The following is a 26,674-nucleotide window of genomic DNA, read 5'->3' as shown; positions in this document are numbered from 1 at the left end:
CCGGGAAGGGTGCGCGCGGGGGAGGGGCGGTCACATGTCCCGGTCAGTGGCCCACTGCCGCCGCACCGGTCAGGTCGCGGTGGATGACGCGGGCCGCTCCTTCGATGGTGGCGACGCCGTAGTCCATGGTGCGGTTGCCGCTGGAGAGGACGGCCAGGCCGTAGTCGTGACCGTTTCCGGTGAAGGCGCCCACGCTGTGCACCCGCCACCCGTCGGTGGCGCGCGGCAGCCAGCCGTTCTTGACCTGCACCCTTGCCGTGGCGGGTGATCCGGCGGGCACGCCCCATCTCTGGTCGGGGGCGACCCGATGCATCAGATCGAGGGCGTACGCGCGCGAGGCCGGCGTGAGTACGGCGTTCTGCGTCGTCAGCAGCTGCAGCAGCCGGAGCTGGTCGCCGGCGGTCGTCCGGGTGAGACCCCAGCTCACACCCGCACCGGGAACGGTGTGCCGCATGTCGGCCAGGGTGAGGAACCTCTGGAACCCGGCGGCACCGATCTGGCGCCAGAGGGCGGAGGTCGAGTCGTTGTCCGACGTAGTGATCATCGCGGTGGTCAGTTCCACCTCCCGCGGAGTCAGCTTCCGGTGTGCTTCCTCGGCCTGCCGCAGCAGTGCTCCGAGCACCGAGACCTTGACGACGCTGGCCGAGTCGAAGTGGGTGCCGGCGTTGAGCTCGCAGGTGGTCCGGGTGTTCCGGTCGTAGAGCGCCAGCGACGATGTTCCCTGACGACTGTCGAGGGCGCCGGCAATGTCGTGGGACAGCGCGGCGGCCAGGCCCGGCTTCTTCGACGTGCAGACGACCTTCGAACCGGCCGCCGTGGCACTGGCCGTGTCGGCGGAGGCCGGGGTGGCCAGGGCGAACGCGGTGAGCATGGAGCATGCGGCCAGGGCGGCGGCCATGCCGCGCCGAGCGCCGGCCGATAGGGGTGATCGGTACATGAAGGCTGTGTCCTGTCCCACGCTGTGTCGGAGGTCGTCTCGCCGGACCTCGCTCTGGCCGGCTGAGAGTCGCGCTTGCGTCGCGTATTGCCTGCAACCACGCAACGAGGTGGGCCGCAGCAGGTTGCGCCCTGGTGTCTTCGGGCCGCGGAGATGTGACGAAGGGGGTCGGGGCTCAGCCGTACCGAACCGGATCCCCATTCATGAGCCAGGCCGACCCTACGCGCCCGGGAGGCAGCCCTGTTGGCCACAATGGGGGAAATGTCCGGTATGAGGTGACATGTCGGCATGTGATATTCGTCAAACCGGCAGCCCGCCACCGACCCGCAACCGTACGGGACCGAGCAGGCCGTTGACCCGCTGGCCGGGGAGGGCGAAGTGGGTCGGGCTCGTCGCGTCCAGGCGGGGTGCCGGCGTCCCGAACACCGCGATGTCGAGGGTGTGGGCCCCGGGCCCGGCCAGGCCCGTCGGATCGAATACGTACGGGGAGCACACCGGCACCCCGGCGTGGCCGGACGGCTTCGTTCTGTGGACCCGTTTTCCGCCCCGGATTCGAGCCCGCCCGAGAAACGCCGGCCGCCCCCTGCCGGGAGAGCGGCAGGGGGCGGATCGTGCCGGGCGCGTCCCTCGTCCGGCACCCGGCCCGTCGCCGCCCGCGCGGACGGCGACGGGGATGACGCCCGGTCAGGGAGCGGTGCCCCAGGAGAGGGTGCCGCCCGCGTAGACGGCGATCTTCGAGGCGTCGGCGTAGGCCGTGTTGGTGCCGCGGCTGTAGTCGTCCGTCTCGTCGAAGTTCGACCAGTCGCTCTTGTTCAGCCGCAGCTGGATCTCCCCGGTGGAGGCTCCGGCGGCCAGCGTGCCGCTGGAGAAGCCGACCTCCAGGTAGTGGCTGGCCCCGGCGGCGGAACTGCCCGACGAGGACACCCCGCGGGTCACGTTGGAGCAGCCGATGACCGCGTAGTCGCACGCGGTGTCGAAGGTGCTCGCGCCGGCCTCCGGAGTGAACCAGTACCGGATCTTCACCGTGGACAGATCCACTGCGGCGGACCCGGTGTTGACCAGTTGCAGACCCATCCGGATCTGGTTGTCGGTGGCCGAGGAGTCGGTGTTCTTGTACTGGACCTTGAGCGTCCCGGTCCCGGTGCCGCCGCCCTGGTCGGTCGTGGCCGAGACCGCCGCGGATGCCGCCGAGACATTACCGGCCGCATCCCGCGCCCTGACGGTGTAGCTGTACGTGGTCGAGGCCGTCAGGCCCGTGTCCGTATAGGACGTCGACGCGGAGGAACCCACCTTCGTTCCCGCGCGGTAGACGTCGTACGCGCTCACGCCGGTGTCGTCGGTCGACGCCGTCCACGACAGCGAGACGCTGCCGCTGGTCTTCCCCGTGACCTTCAGACCCGTGGGCACGGTGGGCGCCTGGGTGTCGGCACCGCCGCCGCCGTTCAGCGGCGGGTAGGCGTTGCGTACCAGCTCCTGGAACTGCGCGGAGAACCAGTGGCCCGCGAGCGGGGAGTTCGACAGGGCGCCGGTCAGGTTGTGGCCGTTGCGGCCGTTACCCGTATACGTGGGGTCGCACATCCGGTCGAAGCCCTTGCCCTCGTCGTTGTCGACGGGCTGGCTGTTGCCGTCCGACTCGCCCGGGGGCTTCGCCCAGACGTACGCGTCGATGCCCGGTTCGGGGGCGCTGGTGGGCCGCTCACCGATACCCGCGCCGCTCTGGTTGCACCAGTTGCCCGCGTGGATGCGCCGGTCGACACGGCCTCCGTTGACATAGTCGTCCACATTGGTCAGCGGTCCTGCGGCGGTGGGCCGGGCGGAACCGCCCCAGCCGTTGCGGGCCGTGTCGATCAGCATGCCGATGTTCGAGGCGAAGCCCTGGCTGACCAGCTCGGTGCGCAGCGCCTGCGCGAACGACAGCTCATCGACGTAGTAGTTCCAGTCCAACCACGTGGACTGGCGCACCGTGGTGCCGTTCACCGTGTCGGTGATCTTGAAGTTCGGCTCCTTCAGGGCCGAGTAGTTGGCCGTGTTGACGATGAAGCCCTGGACGTCGGCGACCGTGGCGCCCTCCGACGTCGCGGCCTTCTTGAATTCCTGCGCCGCCGGGACGAAGTTGGAGTCCCAGCCCAGCCAGCCGTGGTGGGCGGCATCGACGTAGTTGTAGACGTTGGAAATGGCACCGAGGGTGTGCAGGGCGTAGCCGACACCCTTCTCGTAGTTGCCGTTCGCCTTCATCGTTGCGCATGCGTCGGTGGACCCGTCCGTGCCACCGGCGTTGGTGACCAGGTTCGGCAGCGAGTCCGGCTCGATGATCGTGACGATGCGCAGACTCGCGTAAGCCGGGTCGGCGAGGATGGCGGCGATGGGGTCGATGTACTCGGTCTTGTACCGGTCGAGCTCGGTGGGACCGAGTTCGCCGTTGGACGCCAGTGCGGCGCAGTCCCGTCCCGGCAGGTCGTAGATGACCACCTGGAAGAGGTTCGCGCCCTGAGCCAGGGCGGTGTCGAGGTGCTTGCGCAGGCTCATCGCGCCGCCCGTGCCCTTGATGGCCGCGATGCGGTCCATCCAGACGAAGGACGGCTCGTCGGCGATCGCGCTGCCGCCGGGCTCGGCCGCCGCCTTGGCGGACCAGTCGGGGTTCACATACGCGGTGGCGCCCACGTAGGGGTTGTCGACCCGGGCTGCGGCGGCCTGCACCGGTGAGGGCAGGGCAACTGCGAGCGCCGCGCCCATCGCCAGGGCGGAGAGCGCGGCCAGTTTCCGGCGTACTCCGTGCAGGGTGGTGCCTCTGGTTCTCATTGCGGCTCCGTGCTCCTCTCGTACGTCCGCGGTGGTTGCCGCAGACGGGTTCGTGGGGGTGCGACGCGGGGGCGGCGGACCGGTCAGGGTGCGGTGCCCCACACCAGGGCCCCGTCTACGTGGACGGTGACCCTCGGTGCGTCGGTGAACGAGGCGTCGGTGGCGCGGCTGTAGTCGTCGGTCTCGGTGACCGGTTCGGCCGACGCGGTCGGGGCGCCCGTGAGCATCGAGGCCGCGGCGAGCAGCAGCGAGGCCGCCGCTCCGACGAGCTCCCGCAGCCGGCGGCCGGTGCGCCCGGCCGGTGTGCGGCGGCTTCTCACGGCTCGATCCCCCAGGCCAGGGCGGAGCCGATGTACGCAGCGATCTTCGGGGCGTCGGCGTATGCGGTGTTGGCGGCGTGGCTGTAGTCGTCGGCCTCGTCGAAGTTGGACCAGTCGGTCTTGTTCAGGCGCAGCTGGAGCTCGCCCGTCGAGGCGCCCGCGGCCAGCGTGCCCGCGCCTGCGGTGAAGCCGACTTCCAGGTAGCGCTCGGCGCCCGCCTTCGGGGCTGCGACGGTGGCCACCTTGTGAGTGATGTTGGACGAACCGAGCGCGGCGTAGTCGCAGTTGGTGCTGAAGGTGCTCGCGCCGCCCTCGGAGGTGAACCAGTACCGGACCGTCACTGTGGACAGGTCCACCGGGGCGCTGCCGGTGTTCAGGATTTGCAGACCGAGCCGGATCTGGTTGTCGGTGGCCGAGGAGTCGGTGTTCTTGTACTGGACCTTCACCGCGCCGCTGCCGCCGCTGCCCGCCTTCGTGGTCGCGGACACGGCGGCGGAGAGCGCCGAGGTGTTGCCGCCCGCGTCCCGCGCGGCCACCGCGTAGCTGTACTCGGTGGCTGCGGCGAGGCCCGTGTCGGTGAACGCCGGCGTCGTCGCGTTCCCCGCGAGCACCCCGTTGCGGTAGACGTCGTAGCCCGTGACCGCGACGTTGTCGGTGGCGGCCGACCAGGAGAGCGACACGCTGTTGCTCGTCGTGGCCGTCACGGTGAGTCCACCGGGCACGGTCGGCGGCTCGGTGTCCCCGCCGCTGCCGCCCCCTTCCACCAGCAGTTCGGCGTAGATCGCGAAGGCCAGCGCGAGCGCCGCCTGGGCCCAGAAGCGGTGATAGGTGAAGGTGGGCGCCGCACCGCCGTCGAGATAGGCCTGGACCTTCGGCCAGTCCGGGTCGTTCCGGTACCAGGTGCGGATGTCGGTGAAGGTGACGCCCGGCTCGACGGTGTCGCCGTTCGGCATCGTGCCCGACCACCCCGACGGGACGTACACCTCGTCCTTGAACCGCTTGTAGTCGGTCCTGGTCTCCGGCACCGCGATGCCCTTGGCGTCGGCGTTCAGCGCCATCGCGTCGAGGAGGGCCTTGGCCAGCGCGCCCGCGGCCCGGTCGCCCGACTTCGCCGCGTAGTAGGTGAGCGTCTTGACGTACGCGGCGCCCACGCCGACGTCGTTGGAGTAATCGACCACCGATACGTGCAGCCCTGCGTTCTTCCCGGGGGATGCCGGGTTCCAGGTGTCCGGCTTCCCCGTCCAGCTCAGCGTGGAGGGAAAGCGGTAGCTGCCGTCCGCGCCGACGGTCGTCTCGCCGGAGGCCCACGCGACCCACTTGGCCAGCACGGCTCCGGCGGTCGCGTTGCCGGTGACGTAGTAGTACGCGGCGACCCGCTCCATGCCCCACGCCTGGAAGCCGAACCAGTTGTTGCTCGGCGGGTCGTGGTACACCGGCTGCCAGTCGTAGGCCATGCCGTAGAAGGTCGGGGTGCCGGCCGGCGGCGTACCGTACTGCCCCTCCCAGCTGTTGGTGCACCCGCCCGCGAGCGCGCCCTCGCTGGACTGCAGCCAGGTCAGGAACTCCAGTTGCCGGGTCAGACTCTTCGCCCAGTCCGACCTGGCCGTGGCCGACTTCGGAGTGAGCGCGGGTACGTTGGACAGCGCCCAGGCGGAGAGCGGGTTCTGGTACCCCTGGTGGGAGGCGCCGTCACCGATGCGCCAGGCCCAGCCGCCGCCGCTGCCGGCCGCGGCGCCGCCCCAGGCGTAGTACCAGGACAGCAGGTAGTGCTGGGAGTCGCGGCCGGAGGCGGCGGGGCAGGAGGCGGGGTCGGTGCAGTCGCCGACGCGCTTGAAGTACTTGTCGAACATGGCGTAGCGGAGGTAGTCACCCATCCTGGCGGCTTTCGCCACCGACACCGCGACCTCACCCTCCTTGCCCTGTGCCGAGGCCCAGCGGTAGGCCCAGTAGGCGGCCTGGACCGCGCGGGCGTCGGCGTCCGGGGCGTTGGTGTACTTCCACTGCTTGGCGTAGTTCTGGTCGCCGACGAACAGATCGAGATAGCCGTTCGGGCCGCCGTACGCGAAGAGGTCGGTGGTGGGCTGCGGGATGGTCTCCCACACCGACTCCTGCGATCCGCGCTGGTAGGAGTTGATGAACGAAGGACCCGCTCCCGGGCCCGACTCGCCGCCGGTGCCCGGCTTGTTGCCATAGCCGTAGGTGTTGTCCAGGTCCATCAGCCAGTGCATGCCGTACACGTCCATCGTGCCGTAGGACGCGGCCAGTTCGGTGGCGAGCGGATCCGTGCCGACGGGGACCGAAGGGTCCAGGGGCGAGGGGTAGTTGTCCGGCAGCGGCCACTCGGGGGCGTACGTCGCGGGGGCCCCGGGATTGTACGCGTCGCTGGTCGGCTGGTCGGTGTGTTGCGGGATGATCGTCTTCTCCGCCACCGCCCAGGCCTGGTTGAACGGGGCCCAGTCACCGGTCACCCGCCCGTACGCCGCCTCCAGCCACATCCAGAAGCTGACGGCCTCCGAGGTGGTCTCGTGACCGTGGTCCGGAGCCTCGACCATCAGGGTCTCGACCGAGTGGTACGGCAGGCCCGCCGGGCTGAAGTAGCCGTTGGCCGCCGCCTTGATCTTGCCGTACTGGGTGAGGAACGCCTGGGTGTACGGGTCGTCGGCCGCGGCGTCCCGGGCGGCGCCGCCGGCCGCCGGTGCGGCGGTTGCGGCTGCGGCGGCGCCCTGCGCCAGGCCGATGGCGAGCAGACCGCCGCCCAGGGCGCTGCTGAACGTTCTACGGGATATCGACATAAATCCTCCAGTGGTGGGGTGTCGTGGGGGAGGAGTGGAGGCATGGAGACGGCGGCGGCGCGGTGGTGCGGAACGGGTCCGGGCGGCGTACGGGCCCGATGCCCCGGGCGGGATCAACGCAGGGTGCGCGATGGCCGTTGTGTGCAAGTCTTGATTGTGGGAGCGCTCCCAAGGTGGCGTGATGATGCGCACCTGTCAAGACTCGCATCGCAACTGCTTTACGGCTTCGTTGACGTGACGTCCCGACACGGGCCCGGCCCGTGGCGCACAACCGCTGGTGACAGACGGTGTGCCCGGACCGGAATCGCGTGTTCCGTCGGCGTGGAATCGCGCGCGTCACCGAACGGTGAGCGCACCCTTCATGTACGGATGAATGGTGCAGAGGTACGGGTAGGTGCCGGGCTTGGCCGGAGCGGTGAACGTGGCCGTCTTCCCGGGCGCGATATCACCGGTGTCGAACGTCTTCCCGTTGGTGGCACCGGCGGTGGCGGTCACCGTATGGGCCACGGCGTCCTCGTTGACGACGGTGATCAGGGCGCAGGGACCGTCAGTTGGGCCGGTGCGAACGCGAAGTTCTTGATCGTGATCCGTGTCCTGCCGACCGGGGGCGGCGAAGGGGACGCGGAGGCCGAGGGCGAGGGAGTGGCGGAGGCGGAGGGTGTGGCACTGGTGGGCGACGAGCCGGTGCCACCGTTGTGCGAACAGCCGACGAGGGCGCTCGCGAAGACGATCGCGGCGGCCGCGGTGACACCTGCCCGGCCGTGCAGAAGCGAAGCGGGCATGGTGTCAGTGACCGTCACCGAGCGAGCCTGCTTGCGGCGTGCCGGACTTGGCTGTGCCCAGGACCTTGTTGCCGGACGTATCGAGTACGTACCACTTGGCGCCGGAATCGTTCACCCCTTGGCCGTTGGTTTCTCCGGCCTTTCTGTCGCCGGCGAAGTAGTACAGCGGGTGTCCGTTGTACGTGACTTCCCTGCTGCCGTCGCCGCGCTCCGTCGTACCCAGCAGACCGGCCTTCACGCCCTTGCCGGCGACCGGCTCACCGCTGACCGTCAGCGGCGGCCACTCCTTGGCGCATTCTCCGGAGCAGTTCGACTTGGACGTGGTGTCGGCGACCCAGAGGTAGAGGGTCCGGCCCTTGCCGTCGACCAGGATGGTCCCGAGCGGGCTTGACGCGGCGGCCACGGTTGCCGTGGCGGAAGCCGTTTCCGACGGGGAGGCCGGGGCCGCGGGGGAGGAGCTCCCGGATGCCGCCGGGGTGCTCACCGCTGCGGATGTCGATGCCGTCGACTTCGTACCGCCGCTGTTCGAACAGCCGCCGACAGCGGCGGCGCACAGCCCCACAGCGATCAGGGCCGCGGCTGTCCTCGCATGGTTCCCCATCACAAGAGCTCCTCGGATCGGGCCGCCGCTCCGGCGGCACTCTGGCCCGAACGTCAGGTGGTGTCCGACCGGGGGAAGGCAGGCGCTCGGGATGACCCGGCGGTCGAGTCCATCCGGGTGCGGGTCTGCCGTCCGCCGGTAGTCCAGCCGGACTCGCCGACTGCCCCGGAGGGTGGAACCTGCGGCGCGGCGCCTTGCTTGGTGCCGCATTCCAAGATCGTCTTGCTGGGTTCCCGGACACGGGGCATCTGGGGCGGGAGGGATGTTCAGGACATGGGGGACGCCCGGGACGCGCGCCCCGGCCCGTTGTCAGGACGCCCCCCGTCCGTTGCCGCGACGTCGCCGGTCCCTTGTCAGGACGTCCCCGGTCCGTTTGGCGGGACACCGCGCAGCCCCCGAGCCCCAGGAGTTCTCCCGATGCGCCTGAGCACCGCTTTCGCCGCCGCCGCCCTGTTCACCCTCACCGCCGCGGTGCCCGCCGCGGCGGCCCGGTCCGACGACCCGGTGCCGGACCGCGGGCTCTTCCTCACCGTCTCCGGGAGCGAGAACACCTGGATCCGTGGCCTCGCACTGTTCTGCCCACCCGCCCCGGACGCCCACCACCCCGAGGCGGCCGCCGCCTGTGCGGCGATGGACGCGGCGGCAGGAGATCCGGACAACCTGCCCGGCGACCCGCACCCGTGCAGCCAGGAGTACGACCCGGTGGCGGCCACCGTCACCGGCACGTGGGACGGGCGCTCCGTCTCCTGGCAGAAGACGTTCCTCAACGTCTGTGTGATGGACGCGGCCACCGGACCGGTCTTCCGCTTCTGAGCCCGGCCGTCCTGAGCCGGGCGGCCCGCCCGGCTCAGGACTCGCGCGTCGCGGCCATCCCTACGGTGATCAGCCCGAGCACCACCCAGCCGAACCAGAGCCAGCCACTGCTCCCCAGCGCCACCGTGTAGCCGGTGACCGCCACCAGGGCCGCCACGGTGATCACACCCATGGTCTTCGTGGATCCGGACATGCCCACCCTCCTCATCGGCCGGATGGCCGTGGATGCCATCGTCACCCCGGAGGCATGTCCACCGCTACTGCCCGCGCGCCTGCAACGAGGCGAGATAGGCGTTGTACGCCTGCAGCTCCTGGTCCCCGTCCCGGTCCGCCGCCCGGTCCGAGCGCTTCGCCGTCCGCTGCTCGGAGCGGTACCACTGGAAGACCAGCGCGATCAGCACCAGCACCGACGGGATCTCGCTGAAGGCCCAGGCGATACCGCCCGCCCAGTTCTGGTCGCTCAGCGCGTCGATGCCGAGCGAGGCCGGCGGATTCTTGTACGTCTCCACCATCGGCGTCGTCGCCATCATCAGCGCGATACCGAAGAACGCGTGGAACGGCATCCCCGCGAACAGTTCCAGCATCCGCATCACATAGCCGGGCCGGTGCGGCCCCGGGTCGACGCCCATGATCGGCCAGAAGAACACCAGACCCACGGCGAGGAAGTGCACCATCATCGCGATGTGCCCGGTCTTCGAACCCATCAGGAAGTCGAAGAGCGGGGTGAAGTACAGCGCGTACAGGCTGGCGATGAAGAGCGGAATCGTGAAGACCGGGTGCGTGATGATCCTCATGTAGCGGCTGTGCAGCAGCATGAGGAGCAGCTCGCGCGGGCCGGTGCGGCCACGTCCCGCGACCGGGAGCGCGCGCAGCGCCAGGGTCACCGGAGCGCCCAGCAGCAGCAGGATCGGCGACAGCATGCTGATCACCATGTGCTGCACCATGTGCACGCTGAACATGACCATGCCGTAGTCGTTCAGCTTCGTGCACATCACCAGGGCGATGGACAGCACGCCCACGACGAAGAAGACGATACGGCTGGCCGGCCAGGTGTCCCCGCGTCGGCGCAGTCGCAGCACGGCGTACCCGTACAGGCCGATGGCGAGAACACAGCCGATGAGGAAGAACGGGTCCGCGGAGAACTGAAGCCCACGTCCCAGCGTGAACGGCGGCAGATCCATGTTCATGCCGTGCCCGCTGTGATCCATCTGTTCACTCCCGCTGGGGACGTCCCCGTTTCGTGCCGGTTGTCCCGACCAGAGTAGAACTGCCCCCGGCCGCAGCTGCGGCCGGGGGCAGTTCGTCGGACAGGGTGTCGCTCAGAGCACGCATTCCGCCTCGGCGTACCGCTCGGCCGGGACCGTCTTCAGGGTCTCCACGGCAGCGCCCAACGGCACCATCACGATGTCCGTGCCGCGCAGCGCCGTCATCTTGCCGAACTCGCCGCGGTGTGCGGCCTCCACTGCGTGCCAGCCGAAACGGGTGGCGAGCACCCGGTCGTACGCGGTCGGCGTTCCGCCGCGCTGCACATGGCCGAGGATCACCGGGCGGGCCTCCTTGCCGAGGCGCTGCTCCAGCTCGGAGGAGAGCTGTGTGGCCATGCCGGCGAACCGCTCGTGCCCGTAGATGTCCTTGGTGCCCTGCTCGATCTCCATGGACGAGCCCTCGCGGGGCTTGGCGCCCTCGGCGACGACGACGATCGCGAACTTCTTGCCGGCCGAGAAACGCCTGCCGACCACCTCGGTCAGCTCGTCGATGTCGAAGGGGCGCTCCGGCACGACGATGGCGTGCGCGCCGGCCGCCATGCCCGAGTGCAGGGCGATCCAGCCGGTGTGGCGGCCCATGACCTCGACGATCAGCACCCGCTGGTGCGATTCGGCGGTCGTCTTCAGCCGGTCCAGCGCCTCCGTGGCGACACCGACGGCGGTGTCGAAGCCGAAGGTCACGTCGGTGGAGGCGATGTCGTTGTCGATCGTCTTCGGTACGCCGACGATCGGCAGGCCCGCCTCGGAGAGCAGATGGGCCGCCTTCAGCGTGCCCTCGCCGCCGATCGGGATGATCACGTCGAGACCGAGGTCGGCGACATGGCCCCTGGCCTGCTCGACGCCGCCCCGCAGATGAGCGGGCTGGACCCGGGAGGAGCCGAGGATCGTACCGCCGCGGGCGAGAATGCCGCCGACCGCGTCGAGGTCGAGCTTGCGGTAGTCGCACTCGAGGAGACCCTTCCACCCGTCGTGGAAGCCGATGACCTCGTCGCCGTGGTCGACCACCGCGCGATGCACGACGGAACGGATGACGGCGTTCAGGCCGGGGCAGTCGCCGCCGGAGGTGAGCACACCAATTCGCATTGCCCGGGAAACCTTTGCAACGTGGGCCGACGACCGGACCACGTCGTCCGGTTGGATCCCGCCACCCTACCGGCGCAGGGTGGCGGGACCGAACCGGGCGTCCGCCTGCTGGACGCCGCTCAGCTGAGCCGGATGTGCCTCATCAGGCGGGCTGGGTCGCCGAGGCGATGCGCTCGGCGCGCAGCGCCTCGTACCAGCGGTCGTCCGTCGGCGGCAGGGCGTTGACATCGAGGGCCAGCTTCAGCAGCAGATCCGCGATCAGCGGGTTGCGTGCCATGACGGGGCCGTGCATGTATGTACCGAAGACGGTGTCGTTGTACGCGCCCTCCGTGCCGTCGCCGGTGCCGTTGCCCCGGCCGAACTGCACCCGGGCGAACGGCCGTGCCGTCGGGCCGAGATGGGTGATGCCCTGGTGGTTCTCGAAACCGGTCAGCGGCGGCAGGCCGAGGCGCGGGTCGATGTCGGCCAGTACGTCTCCGACGCACCGGGCCCCCTCGCCGCGGGTGGAGACCACGTCGAGCAGCCCGAGACCGGCCTCGCGCTCACCGAGGTCGTTGATGAACTCATGGCCGAGGATCTGGTACCCGGCGCAGACCGAGAAGATGATCGCGCCGTTGGACGCGGCCCGGCTGAGCCCGCCGTCGCGGCGCAGCCGCTCCGCGGCGAGCCGCTGCGGCCGGTCCTCACCGCCGCCGATCAGATAGATGTCACCGGACGTCGGGACCGGCTGGTCGCTGCGGACGTCGACGCGCTGCACCTCGAGACCGCGCTGCCGGGCCCGGCGCTCCACCACGAGCGCGTTGCCCTGGTCGCCGTAGGTGCTGAGGAGGTCGGGATAGACCCAGACCAGACGCAGACCGTTGTTGCTCATGCTTCGTCCTCTCCGGAGGTGGCCGGGGCCGGGGTCAGTTGCCGACACGACGGCGCAGATCCTGGAAGGCGGTGTAGTTGGCGATGACCTCGATGCGGCCGGGCGGGGCCTGCTGCACGGCCTCGTCGAGGTTCTCGCAGACCCGGAAGTCGAGACCGGCCACTTCGAGACGGACCGCGAGGTCCAGCTTGCGGTCGCCGAGCACGAAGATCGGGTGACCGGCGAGCTGGGTGTAGTCGACGTCCCACAGCCAGGAGGTGTCCGTGCCGTCCGCGCCCCGGGCGTTGACGGAGAGGATCACCGGGGTGGGCGGCGGGTCGATCAGGGAGAACGTCTCCAGCCAGCCCGCGGGATTCTTCGCCAGCAGCAGCCGCAGCTCGCGGCCGAGGAAGCCGACCACGTCGTAGCGGCCCGCGACGGCCTGCACCTGGTACATGCGCTCCAGCGCGACCTGCGGCGGCACACCGAAGACGGCGGCCACGGCGGCGGAGCTGGTGGCGTTGGCCTTGTTGGCGCGGCCGGGCAGCTGGAGGTGGATCGGCCACGCCGAACCGTGCGGGTCCAGGACGTAGTCGCCGTGCAGCACCCAGCTCGGCGCGGGGCGGCGGAAACCGCACTCGCCGCAGAACCAGTCGTCGCCCGGGCGCTGCATCACACCGCCGCAGGACGGGCAGGACCAGGCGTCGTCCTTCCACGCCTGGCCGGCCGCGACCCACACCACATTGGGGGACGAGGACGCCGCCCAGACGATCAGCGGGTCGTCGGCGTTCGCGACGATCACGGCCTTCGAACCGGACAGCCCCTCACGCCACTTCTCCGCGAGCATCCGGGTCTCCGCGGCGCGGTCCAGCTGGTCGCGGGAGAGATTGAGGAGTGCGATCACCTTGGGCGTCGTATCGCGCGCGACCCCGGCGAGGTACTTCTCGTCGACCTCTATGACGCCGTACTTCGAGTCCGAACCGCCCGCCAGTGCCGAGGTGATGCCCGCCGGCATGTTCGCGCCGAGAGCGTTCGACACGACCGGGCCCGCGGCCCGCAGCGCCTCGGCGATCAGCCGGGTCGTCGTCGTCTTGCCGTTCGTCGCCGACACGAGGATCACGTCCAGGTGCTGCGCCAGCCGCCCCAGCAGGTCGGGGTCGAGCTTGAGCGCCACCCGGCCGCCGATCACCGATCCGCTGCCGCGCCCCGCAGCGCGCGACACCGCCGCCGCGGCCTTACCCGCCGTCACGGCCAGCTTGGCCCGCGGCGACAGCGGCTCCGTGTTGCCTGCCATCGTCCTAGATCCTCCTTGCATCGGTCCACGCCCAGCCTATCGATGTCCGGCGCGGCGACCGCACCGCGGCACCGCCGGGGAGGTGGAGGTCACGTAGAACGTACGATTGCCGCCATGCGAAACCGCCCGATCCCCGGCAGTTCCGGACTGATTCGTGCCATGAGTCTGCTCGGCGATCCGGTGCTGCACGGCGCCTGCGAGCCCGTGACGGACTTCGGCCCCTCGCTCGCCCGCCTCGTCGAGGACATGTACGCCACCATGTACGCGGCCCAGGGCGTCGGGCTCGCGGCCAATCAGGTCGGTGTTCCGCTGCGGGTGTTCGTCTACGACTGTCCGGACGACGACGATGTCCGACACCTCGGACATCTCGTCAACCCGAAGCTGGTCGAGGCGGACGGCATCACCGTACGCGGCCCGGAGGGCTGCCTCTCGCTCCCCGGCATCGAGGCGGGCACCCCGCGCTTCGACCGGGCCGTCGTCGAGGGCGTGACCGTCGAGGGCGAGCCGGTACGGGTCACCGGGACCGGCTTCTTCGCCCGTTGCCTGCAGCACGAGTGCGATCATCTCGAAGGCACGGTCTACACGGACCGGCTGACCGGGTTGCGCCGGTCGAGGGCGCTGCGCGCGGCCCGCCGGGCGCCCTGGGCGCGGGGCGGCTGACCGCGCGCGCCTCAGAACCCCGGGCCGCCGGGCCGGTCGCCCGCGTCGGCCAGCCTGCCCCACAGCAGATCTGCCAGGCTGCGCACCAACTGCTCGCGGGAGCAAGGGCGTTCGCCGAGCCACCAGTCGCCCGCGGCATGCATCATGCCGACGATGCCGTGGCCCCAGATGCGGGCCATGGCCTCGCTGTCGGGGCCCAGGTCGACCCGCTCGGCGATGACCAGGGCGAGTTCCTCGCCGAGCCTGCGCAGCAGTGGCGCGGAGTGCCGCCCGACGTCGAAACCCTGCTCCGTCGAGGGCGCGGAGTCGTCGGACGGGTGCATCAGGAAGCGGTAGACCTGCGGGCGGGCCTCGATCGCCGCGAGATACGTGTCGAGCGTCGACTCCACGCGCCGACGGCGCTCGGCCGGTGCGTCCAGCGCCGTCCGCAGAGCGATCAGCAGGGCGTCGGTGTGGCGCTTGGCGAGGGCGCGGTAGAGGCCGCCCTTGTCACCGAAGTGCCGGTAGAGGATGGGCTTGGTGATTCCGGCCTCCGCCGCGATGGCGTTCATCGAGGCGCCCGGCCCGTCCCTGAGCACCACGCGGTCGGCGGCTTCGAGCAGCTCGCGGCGGCGGCTCTCGGCCGCTGTCCGCTGCCGCTCGGCCTGTTGTGTGGTCTCCATGTCGCGTCTCCCCGCCCTGGCCATGCACATTGCGTCCTGCCTGCGCAACGTAACACCCTGTCCCGCGGCGTGTGGATCGGCACCTGGGCGGTTGACAGAGGCTACTTGCCGGTAACAGACTGCGGTTACCGCAAGTAACCAGTGGATTTTTCAGGGCAGTACGTGGAGGGGAACATGGCGGAGTTCACGCTCGAACTCAACGACGACCAGAAGCAGGTGCGTGACTGGCTTCACGGCTTCGCCGCGGACGTGATCCGTCCGGCGGCTTCCGAGTGGGACGAGCGCGAGGAAACGCCCTGGCCCGTCATTCAGGAGGCGGCCAAGGTCGGCATCTACTCCCTCGACTTCTATGCCCAGCAGTTCTTCGACCCGACGGGCCTCGGCATCCCGATGGCGATGGAGGAGCTCTTCTGGGGGGACGCGGGCATAGCCCTCTCGATCGTCGGTACGGGCCTGGCGGCCGTGGGCGTCCTCGCCAACGGCACCGAGGAGCAGATCGGCACCTGGATCCCGCAGATGTACGGCGACGCCGACGACGTCAAGGTCGCGGCCTTCTGCTCCTCCGAGCCGGACGCGGGTTCCGACGTCGCCTCGATGCGCACCCGCGCGGTGTACGACCAGGCCAAGGACGAGTGGGTGCTGAACGGCACCAAGACCTGGGCGACCAACGGCGGCATCGCGGGCGTCCATGTCGTCGTCGCCGTGGTCGACCCGGAGCTCGGTTCCAAGGGGCACGCCTCGTTCATCGTGCCGCCGGACACCCCCGGCCTCTCCCAGGGCCAGAAGTTCAAGAAGCACGGCATCCGTGCCTCGCACACCGCCGAGGTCGTGCTGGAGGACGTCCGCGTCCCCGGCCACTGCCTGCTCGGCGGCAAGGAGAAGCTCGACCGGCGCCTGGCCCGGGCCCGTGAGCGCGCCGCGTCCGGCGGGGAGCGGGTGAAGAACGCGGCGATGGCCACCTTCGAGGCCTCCCGCCCCGCGGTCGGCGCCATGGCGGTCGGCACCGCCCGTGCCGCGTACGAGGTCGCGCTGGAGTACGCGAAGACCCGCACCCAGTTCGGCCGGCCGATCATCGACAACCAGGGTGTCGCCTTCCAGCTCGCCGACATGCGTACGCAGATCGACGCGGCCCGGCTGCTGGTCTGGCGCGCTTCCTGGATGGCGGCCACCGGCAAGCCGTTCACCTCGGCCGAGGGCTCCATGTCCAAGCTGTACGCGAGCGAGACGGCGAAGAAGGTCACCGCGCAGGCCGTCCAGATCCTCGGCGGCAACGGCTTCACCCGTGAGTACCCGGTGGAGCGGATGCACCGGGACGCGGCGATCTACACGATCTTCGAGGGCACGAGCGAGATCCAGCGCCTGGTGATCGCCCGCACCCTCTCGGGCATGCCGATCCGCTAGCGCGGGGCGGGGGTGGCAGTGTGCACGGTTCACGCCCGTGCGGCCCGCACCCCCGCTTCGGCTGTCCGGTATCGACGACGGAACCGGTCAGGCGGGCAGCTGGGCCTCGATCGCGGCGATGAGCTCCGGGGCCTCCGGCTCCGTGCGCGGGCGGAGGCGCGCGACCGGCTCGCCCGCCGGTGAGATGAGGAACTTCTCGAAGTTCCACTGGACGTCACCGGCCTCGCCGTCCTCGTCCGCGAGAGCGGTCAGCTCGGCGTAGAGCGGGTGGCGGCCCTCGCCGTTCACGTCGGTCTTCTCCAGCAGCGGGAAGCTGACACCGTACGTCGTCGAGCAGAAGGACCGGATCTCCTCCGCGCTCCCCGGCTCCTGGCCGGCGAACTGGTTGCACGGCACACCGAGCACGGTGAAGCCGCGGTCCCCGTACGCGTTCTGGAGCCGTTCCAGGCCCGCGTACTGCGGGGTGAGCCCGCACTTCGACGCGACGTTCACCAACAGGACCGCCCGGCCGCGGTAGTCGGCCAGGGATGCGGGCTCGCCGGTGAGTGTGCGCAGGGGGATGTCGTACAGCGTCATGAGGCTCTCCTTGTGAGGGTGGCTTCCACCGCCATTGTCGTGCCCACTGGCTGATCGTCACGAACTCGAACGGCCGACGTCCGAACAACGGGGATCAACGACGCGCCGACGGCGTGGCCTCTACGAGGACGTGGACGGGCTCACCGCCCGATCCGACGACTCCGGCGCGGCGCTGATCGCCTTGTAGTAGAGCGTCGTCGGTTTCAGGGTCCCGGCCGGGTCGGCGGCGTACTCCGGAATCGAGCCGCACTCCGTCCAGCCCGCCGAACGGTAGAGCCGTTCGGCGGGGCTGTCGCTCTCGGTGTCCAGCACCAGCAGCGTGATCCCCGCCTCGGCGGCCGACCGCTCGGCGGCGGCCAGCAGCGACCGCCCGAGCCCCTGGCCGCGGCACGACGGACGGACCATCAGCTTGGCGATCTCCGCGCGGTGACGGGCATTCGGCAGCGGAGACCGGACCAGGCCGATGGTCCCGGCCACCCGTTCCGCGTCCCGGGCGATCCAGACCTGGAGGTCTCCGGCGTCGACGGCGCCGGCTCTCTTCCGCCACCAGTCGGCAGCCGCGCCGCGGTCCAGCGGAGCGAGGAAACCCACCGACGATCCGCCGTTCACGGTCTCCACCAGGAGCGCGGCCAACTCATCGGCGTAGGTGACCAGTTCGGGTCCGGAGACCGCAACGGTCCCGATCATGAAGCAGGTCCTTTCACGGCTGTCACGGCTGTCACGGCTGTCACTGGCTCTCGCGGTCTTCGTGGTGGTCTTCGCGTCATTCACGGCAGGACGACCACCAGCACGTAGCGGACCTGCTCCGGCCCCGGACAGCGGAAGTGCGAGGGGCCGTGCAGCAGGAATCGCAGGCAGTCTCCACTGCCCACGGTGTGCACGGCGCCGTCGACGGTGATCTCGACCGTCCCCTCCAGCACCCAGACGTGCTGCTCCACGCCGGGCACCGGCGCGCTCTCGTACGCGATGGCGGCCCCCGCGTCCAGGGTGCCCTCGACAACCTCAGCGCGCAGGCCGGTGTGGGGCGGCGAGACCGAGCGGCGTACGAAGCCCGACGCCTCGTCCCGCCACACCGATTGCCGCGCGGCGGGCACCAGTTGCGGTGCTTCCGCCTCGACCTCCATCAGCAGTCGCGACATCGTCCGCCCGTAGACCGTGCACAACGTGCCGAGCAGGGCGGCGGTCGGGCTCAGCTCGCCCCGCTCCAGCCGGGACAGCGTGGAGCGGCTCACCCCGCTGCGCCGGGACAGTTCGTCCAGCGACCAGCCGCGTCCGGTACGCAGTTCGCCCAGCCGCGCGGCGAGCCGGGCGGCGATGGAGCCCGGCTCCGCCCGTTCGGAATCTCTCACATCGGGGATGATATCCCTGTTGCGAGAAATTCTGGGAAGCCATGGCCGGGACGTCGTTCTTCTGCTGACCGGGAGTCGTCGTGCCACGCTGGTTCGGCGAAATCCCGGCGAGCCCACTCGGGTCCGCCGGGTCGCTCTGCTACCCGAGGAGGCTGACATGGCCAGTGCCAGCAACGGGCCGAGTGTGGCGCGTGACACCACCCCGGCTGCACGTCATCCCTTCCGGTACGGGTGGACCACCTTCGCCGCGGTTCTGATGATCTTCGGAGGCGCGATGGCGACCTTCGAGGGGATCGCGGCCATCACCCGGGACATCGTGTTCGTCGCAACCGACAACTACGTGTACCGGTTCAGCCTCGTGGGCTGGGGCTGGATCCACCTCATCCTGGGCATCGTCATCGTCCTCGCCGGCTGTGCGCTGCTGATCAGCGGAGCCACCTGGGCGCGCGTCGTGGGTATCGTGCTCGTGGGCCTGGGCGCACTCGCCCACTTCCTGTGGCTGCCCTTCTACCCGTTCTGGTCCATCGTGCTCATCGCCATCGACGTCTTCATCCTCTGGGCACTCTGCGCGGGTCCGCAGCAGGATGAGTGGACCTGACGCTCGCAGGCCAGAGCGCGACCATCATCCGTGGCGGCGGGGGACCACAGGGGTACGGCTCTCACCGGCCGGCCGGGGGAGTGGACGGCTGTCAGTCCAATGGCGTAACGGGACCGGGTCCTCCCGGGGCCGTGGCCGAGATGCGTTCCGGTCCCACCGCTGCTGCAATGGCGAAGGACGTGGCCTCGACGGAACCGGGGCAGTCGAGATGTCGGAAGGAGCTGACGTGAGCGTCGAGAGCGACGAGACAGGACCGATCGACTACCTGGTGGTCGAGTTTCCGGCGGGAAGCCGGATCACGGGACAAGGACTGCTCCTGCTGGTCGACCTGGTCGACCGGGGCATCATCCGGATCCTGGATCTGACCTTCGTCAGGAAGAATCGCGACGGCACCGTCGACGGCGTGGAACTCTCCGAGCTGACCGGGGACGGAGGCGTGGACCTCGCCGTGTTCGAGGGGGTGTCCTCGGGCCTGATCGGCCAGGACGACATCGATGAGGCGAGCGCGATCCTCGAACCCGGCAGCGCTGCCGGAATCCTCGTCTACGAGAACGTGTGGACGGCACCGTTCGCGGCAGCCCTGCGCCGCTCCGGCGGACGCCTCGTCGCCAACGGGCGGATCCCGGTCCACGAGGTTCTGGCCTCGCTCGACGTGGCCGAGTCCAGGGCCTGACGACGCGGCCGAGTCCCGGGTCCGAACCCGTTCGCGGTCCCGTCGGGCCGCCCGTTCCCGCAGAGCCAGTCAAAGGAGATGCAACATGCCAGGCCTTCTTCGCGGCGTCGCCCGCACGGCGGTGATCGCCAGCACCGCCACCTCGGTCTCCAACCGGGTCTCCCGGCGGCAGGCGGGCCGCTGGGCACAGCAGGAAGCCACCCGGGCCCAGCCGGCTCCCGCTCCCACCGCCCTGGCGCCGGAGGAAGAGATGAGCAACAAGATCGCCCAGCTCAAGGAGCTCGGTGACCTCAGGAGCCAAGGAGTGCTGAGCGACAGCGAGTTCGAGGCACAGAAGGCCAGAATCCTCGCCTCCTGACCGGTCGGGACACGCGGTCGGGGTCGTACCCGGGTCGCGCGAACACCTCCGTCGTGTGCTGTTCGACATGCGAAGTCGCAGGGTGGACGGGCGCCCTGAGAAGATCGATCCGTGGACTCCGCCGAACCGCTCCGCGAACGCCTGCCCGAGTCCGGTCTTCCCGAGCCACTGCCCGAGCCCCCGCCCGAGGACGGTCCGGGCGGCCCGTCCGCCCGGCGGCGGGTGGTGCGCTGCCGCATGTGCGGCCGGCCACTCACCGGTACGGAGTCCCGCCGCACCGGACTCGGCCCCGCCTGCGACGCCAAACTGCACCCCGCGGGCCCGGATATCCGCACCCGCCGCCACGAGGTCGAACAGGACCCGCTTTTCGGCATCTGAGCCCGGGCACGGCTACTCGCCCAGGCGGCGGAACAGCCCCTCCTGCACCACGGACACCAGCAGGTTGCCCCCGCGGTCGTAGATCCGGCCGCGCGCCAGCCCCCGTCCGCCGGTGGCGATCGGTGACTCCTGGTCGTAGAGGAACCATTCGTCCGCCCGGAACGGCCGGTGGAACCACATCGCGTGGTCCAGCGACGCCATGTCGAAACCACGCGGACCCCACAGCGGCTCCACCGGGATACGGACCGCGTCGAGCAGCGTCATGTCGCTGGCGTACGTCAGCGCGCAGGTGTGCACCAGCGGGTCGTCGCCCAGCGGGCCGACCGCGCGCATCCAGACCGCGCTGCGCGGGTCCGCGCCCTTGACCTCGTCCCGCGTCCAGCGCAGCCGGTCCACGTATCTGATGTCGAACGGCTGCCGACGGGCCATCCGCTCCAGCGCCTCCGGAAGCACCCCCAGGTGCTCGCGCACCTCCTCGGCGACGGTCGGCAGCTCCTCGGGATCGGGGACCTCACGGGCGGGCGGCAGCTGGTGCTCGAAGCCCGACTCCTCCGGCCGGTGGAACGACGCCGTCAGATTGAAGATCGTCCGGCCCTGCTGGACGGCCGTGACCCGGCGGGTGGTGAACGACCGGCCGTCGCGGATGCGCTCGACGTCGTAGACGATCGGCACACCCGGACGCCCCGGACGCAGGAAGTAGGCGTGCAGCGAATGGACCGGCCGGTCCCCGTCGGTGGTACGGCCGGCCGCCACCAGGGCCTGTCCGGCGACCTGCCCGCCGAAGACCCGCTGCAGGGACTCCTGGGGGCTGCGCCCACGGAAGATGTTGACCTCGATCCGCTCCAGGTCGAGCAGATCGACCAGCCGCTCGGCAGGGTTCGTCATGCGGTTCGTCTCCACTCTCGCGGGGGTGCCGTGGGTATGAGCGCGGTCACAGCTGGCCGACCGAGGTGACCCTGACGACCGCCCGGCCCTCCTCGTCGGAGGCCGCCAGGTCGATCTCCGCGCTGAAGCCCCAGTCGTGGTCGCCGTTCGGGTCGGCGAAGGTCTGCCGCGCCCGCCACAGGCCGTGCGCGGCGTCCTCGTCGATCTTCAGCAGCTTCGGCCCGCGCGCGTCCGGACCGGTGCCCAGATCGTCGTACTCGTCCCAGTAGGCGTCCATGGCGTCGCCCCACGCGTCCTCGTCCCAGCCCGTGTCGCCGTCCAGCTCACCGAGCTCGTGGACCTTGTCCAGCGCGGCCAGCTCCACTCGGCGGAACAACGCGTTGCGCACCAGCACCCGGAAGGCACGGGAGTTGGCCGTGACCGGCTTCACCTCGTCGGCCCGCTCCTGAGCCTCCTCGGCGGTCTCCACCTCCGGGTTGGCGAGCTGCTCCCACTCGTCGAGGAGACTGGAGTCCACCTGGCGGACCATCTCGCCGAGCCAGGCGATCAGGTCCTGAAGGTCCTCGGACTTGATGTCGTCCGGGATGGTGTGCTCAAGAGCCTTGTACGCACCCGCCAGATAGCGCAGCACGATGCCCTCGGTGCGGGCCAGCTCGTAGTTCGAGGTGAACTCCGTGAACGTCATGGCGCGTTCGTACATGTCACGGATCACGGACTTCGGTGACACCGGGTGGTCGCCCACCCACGGGTGGCTCCTGCGGTACACGTCGTACGCGTGCCACAGCAGCTCGCTCAGCGGTTTCGGATACGTGACGTCCTGGAGCAGTTCCATCCGCTCCTCGTACTCGACACCGTCCGCCTTCATCTGCCCGACCGCTTCGCCGCGCGCCTTGTTCTGCTGCGCGGCGAGGATCTGCCGCGGGTCGTCGAGCGTCGACTCGACGACGGAGACCATGTCCAGCGCGTACGAAGGGGAATCGGGGTCCAGCAGGTCGAACGCGGCCAACGCGAAGGTGGACAGCGGCTGGTTGAGGGCGAAGTCCTGCTGGAGATCGACGGTGAGCCGGACGATACGGCCCTCCGCGTCCGGCTTGTCGAGCTGCTCCACGACACCGCCGTCCAGCAGCGAGCGGTAGATCGCGATGGCGCGGCGGATGTGCCGCAGCTGTGCCCTGCGCGGCTCGTGGTTGTCCTCCAGCAGATGCCGCATCGCCTCGAAGGCGTTGCCGGGACGCGCGATCACGGACAGCAGCATCGTGTGCGTGACCCGGAAGCGGGAGGTCAGTGGCTCCGGATCGGACTGGATCAGCTTGTCGAAGGTGGTCTCCGACCAGGCGACGAAGCCCTCGGGGGCCTTCTTGCGGACCACCTTGCGCTTCTTCTTCGGGTCGTCGCCCGCCTTCTTGACGGCCTTCTCGTTCTCGATGACGTGCTCGGGCGCCTGTGCCACGACGAAGCCCGCCGTGTCGAATCCGGCCCGGCCCGCCCGGCCCGCGATCTGGTGGAACTCACGGGCGCGCAGCGTACGAACGCGGGTGCCGTCGTACTTGGTGAGCGCCGTGAACAGCACCGTGCGGATGGGTACGTTGACGCCGACGCCGAGGGTGTCCGTACCGCAGATCACCTTCAGGAGACCGGCCTGGGCGAGCTTCTCCACCAGGCGCCGGTACTTCGGGAGCATGCCCGCGTGATGCACCCCGATGCCGTGGCGCACATAGCGGGAGAGGTTCTGGCCGAACTTGGTGGTGAAGCGGAAGTTGCCGATCAGATCGGCGATCTTCTCCTTCTCCTCCTTGGTGCACATGTTGATGCTCATTAGCGACTGCGCCCGCTCGACGGCCGCGGCCTGGGTGAAGTGCACGATGTACACCGGCGACTGCCTGGTCTCCAGGAGTTCGGTGAGGGTCTCGGTGATCGGGGTCAGCCGGTACTCGTAACTGAGCGGCACCGGCCGGGTCGCGGAGCGCACCACGGACGTGGGGCGGCCGGTGCGACGGGTCAGGTCCTCCTCGAACATCCTGACGTCACCGAGCGTGGCCGACATCAGGACGAACTGGGCCTGCGGCAGCTCCAGGAGCGGGATCTGCCAGGCCCAGCCGCGGTCCGACTCGGCGTAGAAGTGGAACTCGTCCATCACGACCTGGCCGATGTCGGCGTACTTCCCGTCACGCAGCGCGATGGACGCCAGCACCTCGGCCGTGCAGCAGATCACCGGGGCGTCCGCGTTGACGGAGGCGTCGCCGGTGAGCATGCCGACGTTCTCCGTACCGAACAGCTTGCACAGGTCGAAGAACTTCTCCGAGACCAGTGCCTTGATCGGCGCCGTGTAGAAGGTGACCTTGTCCTGGGCCAGCGCCGTGAAGTGCGCGGCCGCCGCGACCAGGCTCTTTCCGGAGCCGGTCGGGGTGGAAAGGATCACATTCGCGCCGGAGACCACCTCGATCAGCGCCTCCTCCTGAGCGGGATAGAGGGTGATGCCCTGCGTCTTCGTCCATGACGAGAAAGCCTCGAAGAGGGTGTCGGGGTCGTCGGTCGGGGGCAGCTGATCGATAAGGGTCACGCCCCCATCTTGCCTGCCTTCCGCCCGGATGAGGGAACCGGACGACTGTATGAAGATCACGGGCGATACGCTGCCCACTCAACTCGGCCGTGCCTGGGCGGCAATGGCAGCGATGCGATTTTGGGGGCGGGAAGAACCATGATGGGACCGGCACACTCTCTGTCAGGGGCAGCGGCCTGGCTGGGGGTGGGCGCGGCGGCGGCGGCCGCCGGCCACGCGATGCCGTGGCCCGTCCTGGTCGTCGGCGCGCTGATCACCGCCGGAGCCGCGCTGGCCCCGGACCTCGACCACAAGTCCGCGACCATCTCGCGCGCCTTCGGTCCGGTCTCCCGGGGTCTCTGCGAGATCGTCGACAAGCTCTCGCACGCCGTCTACAAGGCGACCAGGATGCGTGGCGACTCGCACCGCAACGGCGGCCACCGGACCCTGACGCACACCTGGCTCTGGGCGGTCCTGATCGGCGCCGGCGCCTCCGCCGCGGCGATCACCGGCGGCCGGTGGGCGGTCCTGGCGATCCTCTTCGTCCACCTGGTGCTCGCCGTCGAAGGACTGCTGTGGCGGGCGGCCCGGATGTCCAGTGACGTCCTGGTGTGGCTGCTCGGCGCGACGAGCGCCTGGATACTGGCCGGCGTCCTGGACAAGCCGGGCAACGGCTCGGACTGGCTGTTCAGCGCCCCCGGGCAGGAGTACCTGTGGCTGGGGCTGCCGATCGTGCTCGGTGCGCTCGTCCACGACATCGGCGACGCACTGACCGTCTCCGGCTGCCCGATCCTGTGGCCCATACCGCTGGGACGCAAGCGCTGGTACCCGATCGGGCCGCCGAAGGGCATGCGGTTCCGGGCCGGGAGCTGGGTGGAGCTGAAGGTGCTGATGCCGGTGTTCATGGTGCTCGGGGGACTGAGCGGGGCAGTGGCGCTGAACTTCATCTGACCGTCGGTACCGATGGCCGGTGCCGACAAGCCGGGCCCGACGGCCGGGACGGGGAACGGCCGACCAGGCAGAGTCGCGCTGCACCGGACGCTGAGCCGGAACGATCTCCCCGGCCGCCCCTGGACCGTTCCCGTCGAGCAGGCCGCGCAGCATCGGCTACACCGGGCGTCACCACCGTCTACGGCGATGACCTGCTCCGGTCCGCCTCGTGCCTCGGCCCGGCGCCCTCGCCGGACACCACCTCGCCGTCGCCCCCGGTGCCGCGACTTCGAGAAACCCCCGGACCGGCGGAGCATCACTCTCGAACAGCTCCTTCCCGAGCTGGGGGCCACTTCCTACGAGGCATGGGTGAACAAGCCCGACAAGCACCCGTACTGAAACGGCTGGGACCGAGAACCCGATCACTGTGCCGAGGTGGCGCCCCATTGCGGGGCCGCCAAGAAGGTAATGGCCGCCAAGAAGGTCATGGGGGGCAGTTCCGAGAACTGGGGTTCAAACCGCCCTCGGTGCCGCCGTGACCCCCATGAGCAGCGAATAGAGCGTGTCGTTCGCCGTGATGAAGAGGCGGTTCCTCTTCGGGCCGCCGAAGCGGATATTGGAGACCGTGTTGGGCACCAGGATGCGGCCGAGCAGGGTCCCGTCCAGGGCGTAGCAGTGCACTCCGTCGTCCATGGCCGCGGCCCAGAGGTGGCCCCGGTCGTCGAAGCGGATATTGTCGAAGCGGCCCTCCTTGGTCCCGTCGGCGAAAACCTTGCCCTCGGAGAGGGTGCCGTCCGCGCGTACCTCGAAGACGCGGATCCGGTTGGCCCGGGTGTCGGAGACGTACAGCTCGCTCTCGTCGGCTGAGAAGACAAGGCCGTTGGGGGCGCCGAAGCCGTCGGCCGCGAGCCGCACCTCGCCGGTGTCCGGGGCGATTCGGTAGACGTTGTTGGAGCCGATCTCGCTCTCGGCGCGGTGGCCCTCGTAGTCGCTGGTGATCCCGAAGTCCGGATCCGAGAACCAGATCGAGCCATCGGACTTCACGGCCGCGTCGTTCGGGCTGTTGAGCCGCTTGCCCCGGTAGCGGTCGGCGAGCACGGTGACCGAGCCGTCGTGCTCGGTGCGGGTGACCCGGCGGTTGCCCTGCTCACACGTGATCAGACGGCCCTCCCGGTCCAAGGTGTTGCCGTTGGAGTGCCCCGCGGGTGAGCGGAAGACGCTGACGGCCCCGGTCATCTCGTCCCAGCGCAGCATCCGGTCGTTCGGGATGTCACTCCAGATCAGCTGGCGCCAGGCCGGTATGTACAGCGGCCCCTCCGCCCAGCGGGAGCCCACGTGGAGCGTCTCCAGTTGCCCATCACCCACGGTGCACTTCTCCGTACGGAACCTGTCGTCGAGCACTTCGTGCAGCGCGGAGCGGCCGGTGGCCATGTCCGTTCTCCTTCAGTAGTCCTGCGTTCCAAGTTATGAACAGCATCTAAGTTGTGAGTAGCATCCTGCCAAAAGTGAGTATTGCAGGATGTCATATGGTGGGCGAAGCCATTTGCTGGAGCCGGTTCGGAGGAGAGTGTTATGGATGATGTGGACCGGAAGCTGCTGAACCTGCTGCAGGAGGACGCCACGCAGGCGTACACCGCCCTGGGCAAGGCCGTCGGGCTCTCGGCGGGCGCGGCCCATGAGCGGGTGCGCAAGCTGCGCGAGTCGGGGGTGATCCGCCGCACGACGGTCGAGGTGGACCCCGCCGCCGTAGGCGGCGGGGTGCTGGCCTTCGTCATGGTCGACTCGTCGGCCTGGATGGGCGACTCCGGCAAGCGCTTCGCCGCGATCCCCGAACTGCAGGAGGCCCACATCATCGCGGGCAGCGCATCGGTCCTGGTCAAGGTCAGGACCGGGACGACCGAGCAACTTCAGGACGTACTAAGGCGGTTGTACGAGATCGAAGGCGTCAGTGGCACTCAGGCGACGGTGGCCCTGGAGACGTTCTTCGAGAGGCCGGTGTCGACGGGAGTCTGAAGCACCTCCGTGAAGGTTTATGACGCCCTGTACGACATCGATTCCTGCCTCGTCGCGCCGCGCCGCACTCACAGGGGGACGCGAGCCTGTTCCAAGGAGTAGCGGATGCCCCCGGG

29 protein-coding genes are annotated in these 26,674 nt (G+C 69.8%); 9 read left to right on the top strand and 20 right to left on the bottom strand.

The features are described from left to right. Positions 1-43: 43 nt before the first annotated feature. The 8 genes from OG306_RS05010 to OG306_RS04975 all read right to left on the bottom strand — a co-directional run bounded on the left by OG306_RS05010 (position 44) and on the right by OG306_RS04975 (position 8,231). On the bottom strand, positions 44-937 hold the full coding sequence (locus OG306_RS05010) for a serine hydrolase (RefSeq protein WP_266744821.1): 894 nt from the start codon (positions 935-937) through the stop codon (positions 44-46). A gap of 300 nt (positions 938-1,237) precedes the next feature. After that, positions 1,238-1,432, bottom strand: a complete 195-nt coding sequence (locus tag OG306_RS05005) for a hypothetical protein (protein WP_266744820.1) — start codon at positions 1,430-1,432, stop codon at positions 1,238-1,240. 189 nt (positions 1,433-1,621) lie between these two features. Next, complete coding sequence (locus OG306_RS05000; RefSeq protein ID WP_371665162.1) at positions 1,622-3,736, bottom strand: glycoside hydrolase family 6 protein; 2,115 nt, start codon at positions 3,734-3,736, stop codon at positions 1,622-1,624. Between the two features lie 83 nt (positions 3,737-3,819). Continuing rightward, entirely contained in the window at positions 3,820-4,056 is a 237-nt protein-coding gene (locus OG306_RS04995; protein ID WP_266744819.1) for a hypothetical protein, read from the bottom strand. Then, a complete protein-coding gene (locus OG306_RS04990; RefSeq protein ID WP_266907768.1) occupies positions 4,053-6,803 on the bottom strand; it encodes a glycoside hydrolase family 48 protein in 2,751 nt (916 codons plus the stop codon). The genes OG306_RS04995 and OG306_RS04990 overlap by 4 nt, the downstream gene beginning before the upstream one ends. A gap of 381 nt (positions 6,804-7,184) precedes the next feature. Further along, the gene (locus tag OG306_RS04985; RefSeq protein ID WP_371665160.1) at positions 7,185-7,355 is read right to left on the bottom strand and encodes a cupredoxin domain-containing protein; all 171 of its coding nucleotides are present in this window, start codon (positions 7,353-7,355) and stop codon (positions 7,185-7,187) included. 23 nt (positions 7,356-7,378) lie between these two features. Next, complete coding sequence (locus OG306_RS04980) at positions 7,379-7,630, bottom strand: hypothetical protein (protein WP_371665159.1); 252 nt, start codon at positions 7,628-7,630, stop codon at positions 7,379-7,381. Between the two features lie 4 nt (positions 7,631-7,634). Then, positions 7,635-8,231 carry a COG4315 family predicted lipoprotein gene (locus tag OG306_RS04975; protein ID WP_266744817.1) on the bottom strand — a complete coding sequence of 199 codons (597 nt, stop codon included), beginning with the start codon at positions 8,229-8,231 and terminating at the stop codon, positions 7,635-7,637. A 417-nt stretch (positions 8,232-8,648) separates the two neighbouring features. Here OG306_RS04975 and OG306_RS04970 point away from each other — a divergent pair, with 417 nt between their 5' ends. Then, entirely contained in the window at positions 8,649-9,044 is a 396-nt protein-coding gene (locus tag OG306_RS04970) for an SSI family serine proteinase inhibitor (protein WP_266744816.1), read from the top strand. A 34-nt stretch (positions 9,045-9,078) separates the two neighbouring features. Here the strand turns inward: OG306_RS04970 and OG306_RS04965 are convergent, their stop codons facing one another. From OG306_RS04965 to OG306_RS04945, 5 genes are all read right to left on the bottom strand, one after another. Beyond that, entirely contained in the window at positions 9,079-9,237 is a 159-nt protein-coding gene (locus OG306_RS04965) for a hypothetical protein (protein WP_266744815.1), read from the bottom strand. Between the two features lie 64 nt (positions 9,238-9,301). Further along, complete coding sequence (locus OG306_RS04960; protein WP_266744814.1) at positions 9,302-10,252, bottom strand: cytochrome c oxidase assembly protein; 951 nt, start codon at positions 10,250-10,252, stop codon at positions 9,302-9,304. Between the two features lie 111 nt (positions 10,253-10,363). Further along, positions 10,364-11,392 (bottom strand): 6-phosphofructokinase, encoded by a 1,029-nt coding sequence (locus tag OG306_RS04955; RefSeq protein ID WP_266744813.1) that lies wholly within the window; start codon positions 11,390-11,392, stop codon positions 10,364-10,366. Positions 11,393-11,534: 142 nt separating this feature from the next. Beyond that, the gene (locus OG306_RS04950) at positions 11,535-12,263 is read right to left on the bottom strand and encodes a type 1 glutamine amidotransferase (RefSeq protein ID WP_266744812.1); all 729 of its coding nucleotides are present in this window, start codon (positions 12,261-12,263) and stop codon (positions 11,535-11,537) included. Between the two features lie 34 nt (positions 12,264-12,297). Continuing rightward, positions 12,298-13,536, bottom strand: coding sequence for a Mur ligase family protein (locus tag OG306_RS04945; RefSeq protein ID WP_266744811.1), 1,239 nt, complete (start codon positions 13,534-13,536; stop codon positions 12,298-12,300). A 114-nt stretch (positions 13,537-13,650) separates the two neighbouring features. Between OG306_RS04945 and def the strand changes: the two genes are divergently transcribed. After that, entirely contained in the window at positions 13,651-14,196 is a 546-nt protein-coding gene (gene def / locus OG306_RS04940) for a peptide deformylase (RefSeq protein WP_266744810.1), read from the top strand. A gap of 11 nt (positions 14,197-14,207) precedes the next feature. Here def and OG306_RS04935 read toward each other — a convergent pair whose 3' ends face one another. Then, the gene (locus tag OG306_RS04935; protein WP_371665158.1) at positions 14,208-14,858 is read right to left on the bottom strand and encodes a TetR family transcriptional regulator; all 651 of its coding nucleotides are present in this window, start codon (positions 14,856-14,858) and stop codon (positions 14,208-14,210) included. Between the two features lie 174 nt (positions 14,859-15,032). On the opposite strand from OG306_RS04935, the gene OG306_RS04930 reads away from it, so the two are divergent. Beyond that, positions 15,033-16,259, top strand: coding sequence for an acyl-CoA dehydrogenase family protein (locus tag OG306_RS04930; protein ID WP_371665157.1), 1,227 nt, complete (start codon positions 15,033-15,035; stop codon positions 16,257-16,259). Between the two features lie 87 nt (positions 16,260-16,346). Here OG306_RS04930 and OG306_RS04925 read toward each other — a convergent pair whose 3' ends face one another. The 3 genes from OG306_RS04925 to OG306_RS04915 all read right to left on the bottom strand — a co-directional run bounded on the left by OG306_RS04925 (position 16,347) and on the right by OG306_RS04915 (position 18,184). Beyond that, positions 16,347-16,835, bottom strand: a complete 489-nt coding sequence (locus tag OG306_RS04925) for a glutathione peroxidase (protein ID WP_371665156.1) — start codon at positions 16,833-16,835, stop codon at positions 16,347-16,349. 120 nt (positions 16,836-16,955) lie between these two features. Continuing rightward, positions 16,956-17,522: a GNAT family N-acetyltransferase gene (locus OG306_RS04920; RefSeq protein WP_371665155.1), complete on the bottom strand. Its 567-nt coding sequence runs from the start codon at positions 17,520-17,522 to the stop codon at positions 16,956-16,958. A gap of 80 nt (positions 17,523-17,602) precedes the next feature. Then, positions 17,603-18,184 carry a helix-turn-helix domain-containing protein gene (locus OG306_RS04915; RefSeq protein ID WP_371665154.1) on the bottom strand — a complete coding sequence of 194 codons (582 nt, stop codon included), beginning with the start codon at positions 18,182-18,184 and terminating at the stop codon, positions 17,603-17,605. Positions 18,185-18,341: 157 nt separating this feature from the next. Between OG306_RS04915 and OG306_RS04910 the strand changes: the two genes are divergently transcribed. The 4 genes from OG306_RS04910 to OG306_RS04895 all read left to right on the top strand — a co-directional run bounded on the left by OG306_RS04910 (position 18,342) and on the right by OG306_RS04895 (position 20,191). Then, the gene (locus tag OG306_RS04910) at positions 18,342-18,782 is read left to right on the top strand and encodes a DUF7144 family membrane protein (protein WP_371665153.1); all 441 of its coding nucleotides are present in this window, start codon (positions 18,342-18,344) and stop codon (positions 18,780-18,782) included. Positions 18,783-18,990: 208 nt separating this feature from the next. After that, complete coding sequence (locus OG306_RS04905) at positions 18,991-19,455, top strand: DUF6325 family protein (RefSeq protein WP_371665152.1); 465 nt, start codon at positions 18,991-18,993, stop codon at positions 19,453-19,455. 85 nt (positions 19,456-19,540) lie between these two features. Then, positions 19,541-19,813, top strand: a complete 273-nt coding sequence (locus tag OG306_RS04900; RefSeq protein ID WP_371665151.1) for an SHOCT domain-containing protein — start codon at positions 19,541-19,543, stop codon at positions 19,811-19,813. A 111-nt stretch (positions 19,814-19,924) separates the two neighbouring features. Next, positions 19,925-20,191, top strand: coding sequence for a DUF6011 domain-containing protein (locus tag OG306_RS04895; protein ID WP_371665150.1), 267 nt, complete (start codon positions 19,925-19,927; stop codon positions 20,189-20,191). 12 nt (positions 20,192-20,203) lie between these two features. On the opposite strand, the gene OG306_RS04890 is transcribed toward OG306_RS04895, so the two are convergent. After that, positions 20,204-21,076 (bottom strand): acyl-CoA thioesterase, encoded by an 873-nt coding sequence (locus tag OG306_RS04890; RefSeq protein ID WP_371665149.1) that lies wholly within the window; start codon positions 21,074-21,076, stop codon positions 20,204-20,206. Positions 21,077-21,122: 46 nt separating this feature from the next. Next, complete coding sequence (locus OG306_RS04885; protein ID WP_371665148.1) at positions 21,123-23,636, bottom strand: DEAD/DEAH box helicase; 2,514 nt, start codon at positions 23,634-23,636, stop codon at positions 21,123-21,125. 138 nt (positions 23,637-23,774) lie between these two features. On the opposite strand from OG306_RS04885, the gene OG306_RS04880 reads away from it, so the two are divergent. Next, entirely contained in the window at positions 23,775-24,566 is a 792-nt protein-coding gene (locus tag OG306_RS04880) for a metal-dependent hydrolase (RefSeq protein ID WP_371665147.1), read from the top strand. A 492-nt stretch (positions 24,567-25,058) separates the two neighbouring features. Here the strand turns inward: OG306_RS04880 and OG306_RS04875 are convergent, their stop codons facing one another. Next, positions 25,059-25,976 (bottom strand): SMP-30/gluconolactonase/LRE family protein, encoded by a 918-nt coding sequence (locus tag OG306_RS04875; RefSeq protein ID WP_371665146.1) that lies wholly within the window; start codon positions 25,974-25,976, stop codon positions 25,059-25,061. A gap of 141 nt (positions 25,977-26,117) precedes the next feature. On the opposite strand from OG306_RS04875, the gene OG306_RS04870 reads away from it, so the two are divergent. After that, the gene (locus OG306_RS04870; protein ID WP_371665145.1) at positions 26,118-26,558 is read left to right on the top strand and encodes an Lrp/AsnC family transcriptional regulator; all 441 of its coding nucleotides are present in this window, start codon (positions 26,118-26,120) and stop codon (positions 26,556-26,558) included. Positions 26,559-26,674: the final 116 nt, after the last annotated feature.

The sequence above is a fragment of the Streptomyces sp. NBC_01241 genome, from assembly GCF_041435435.1.
In the GTDB taxonomy this organism is placed as follows: domain Bacteria; phylum Actinomycetota; class Actinomycetes; order Streptomycetales; family Streptomycetaceae; genus Streptomyces.
This window is presented reverse-complemented; position numbering and strand designations above follow the sequence as displayed.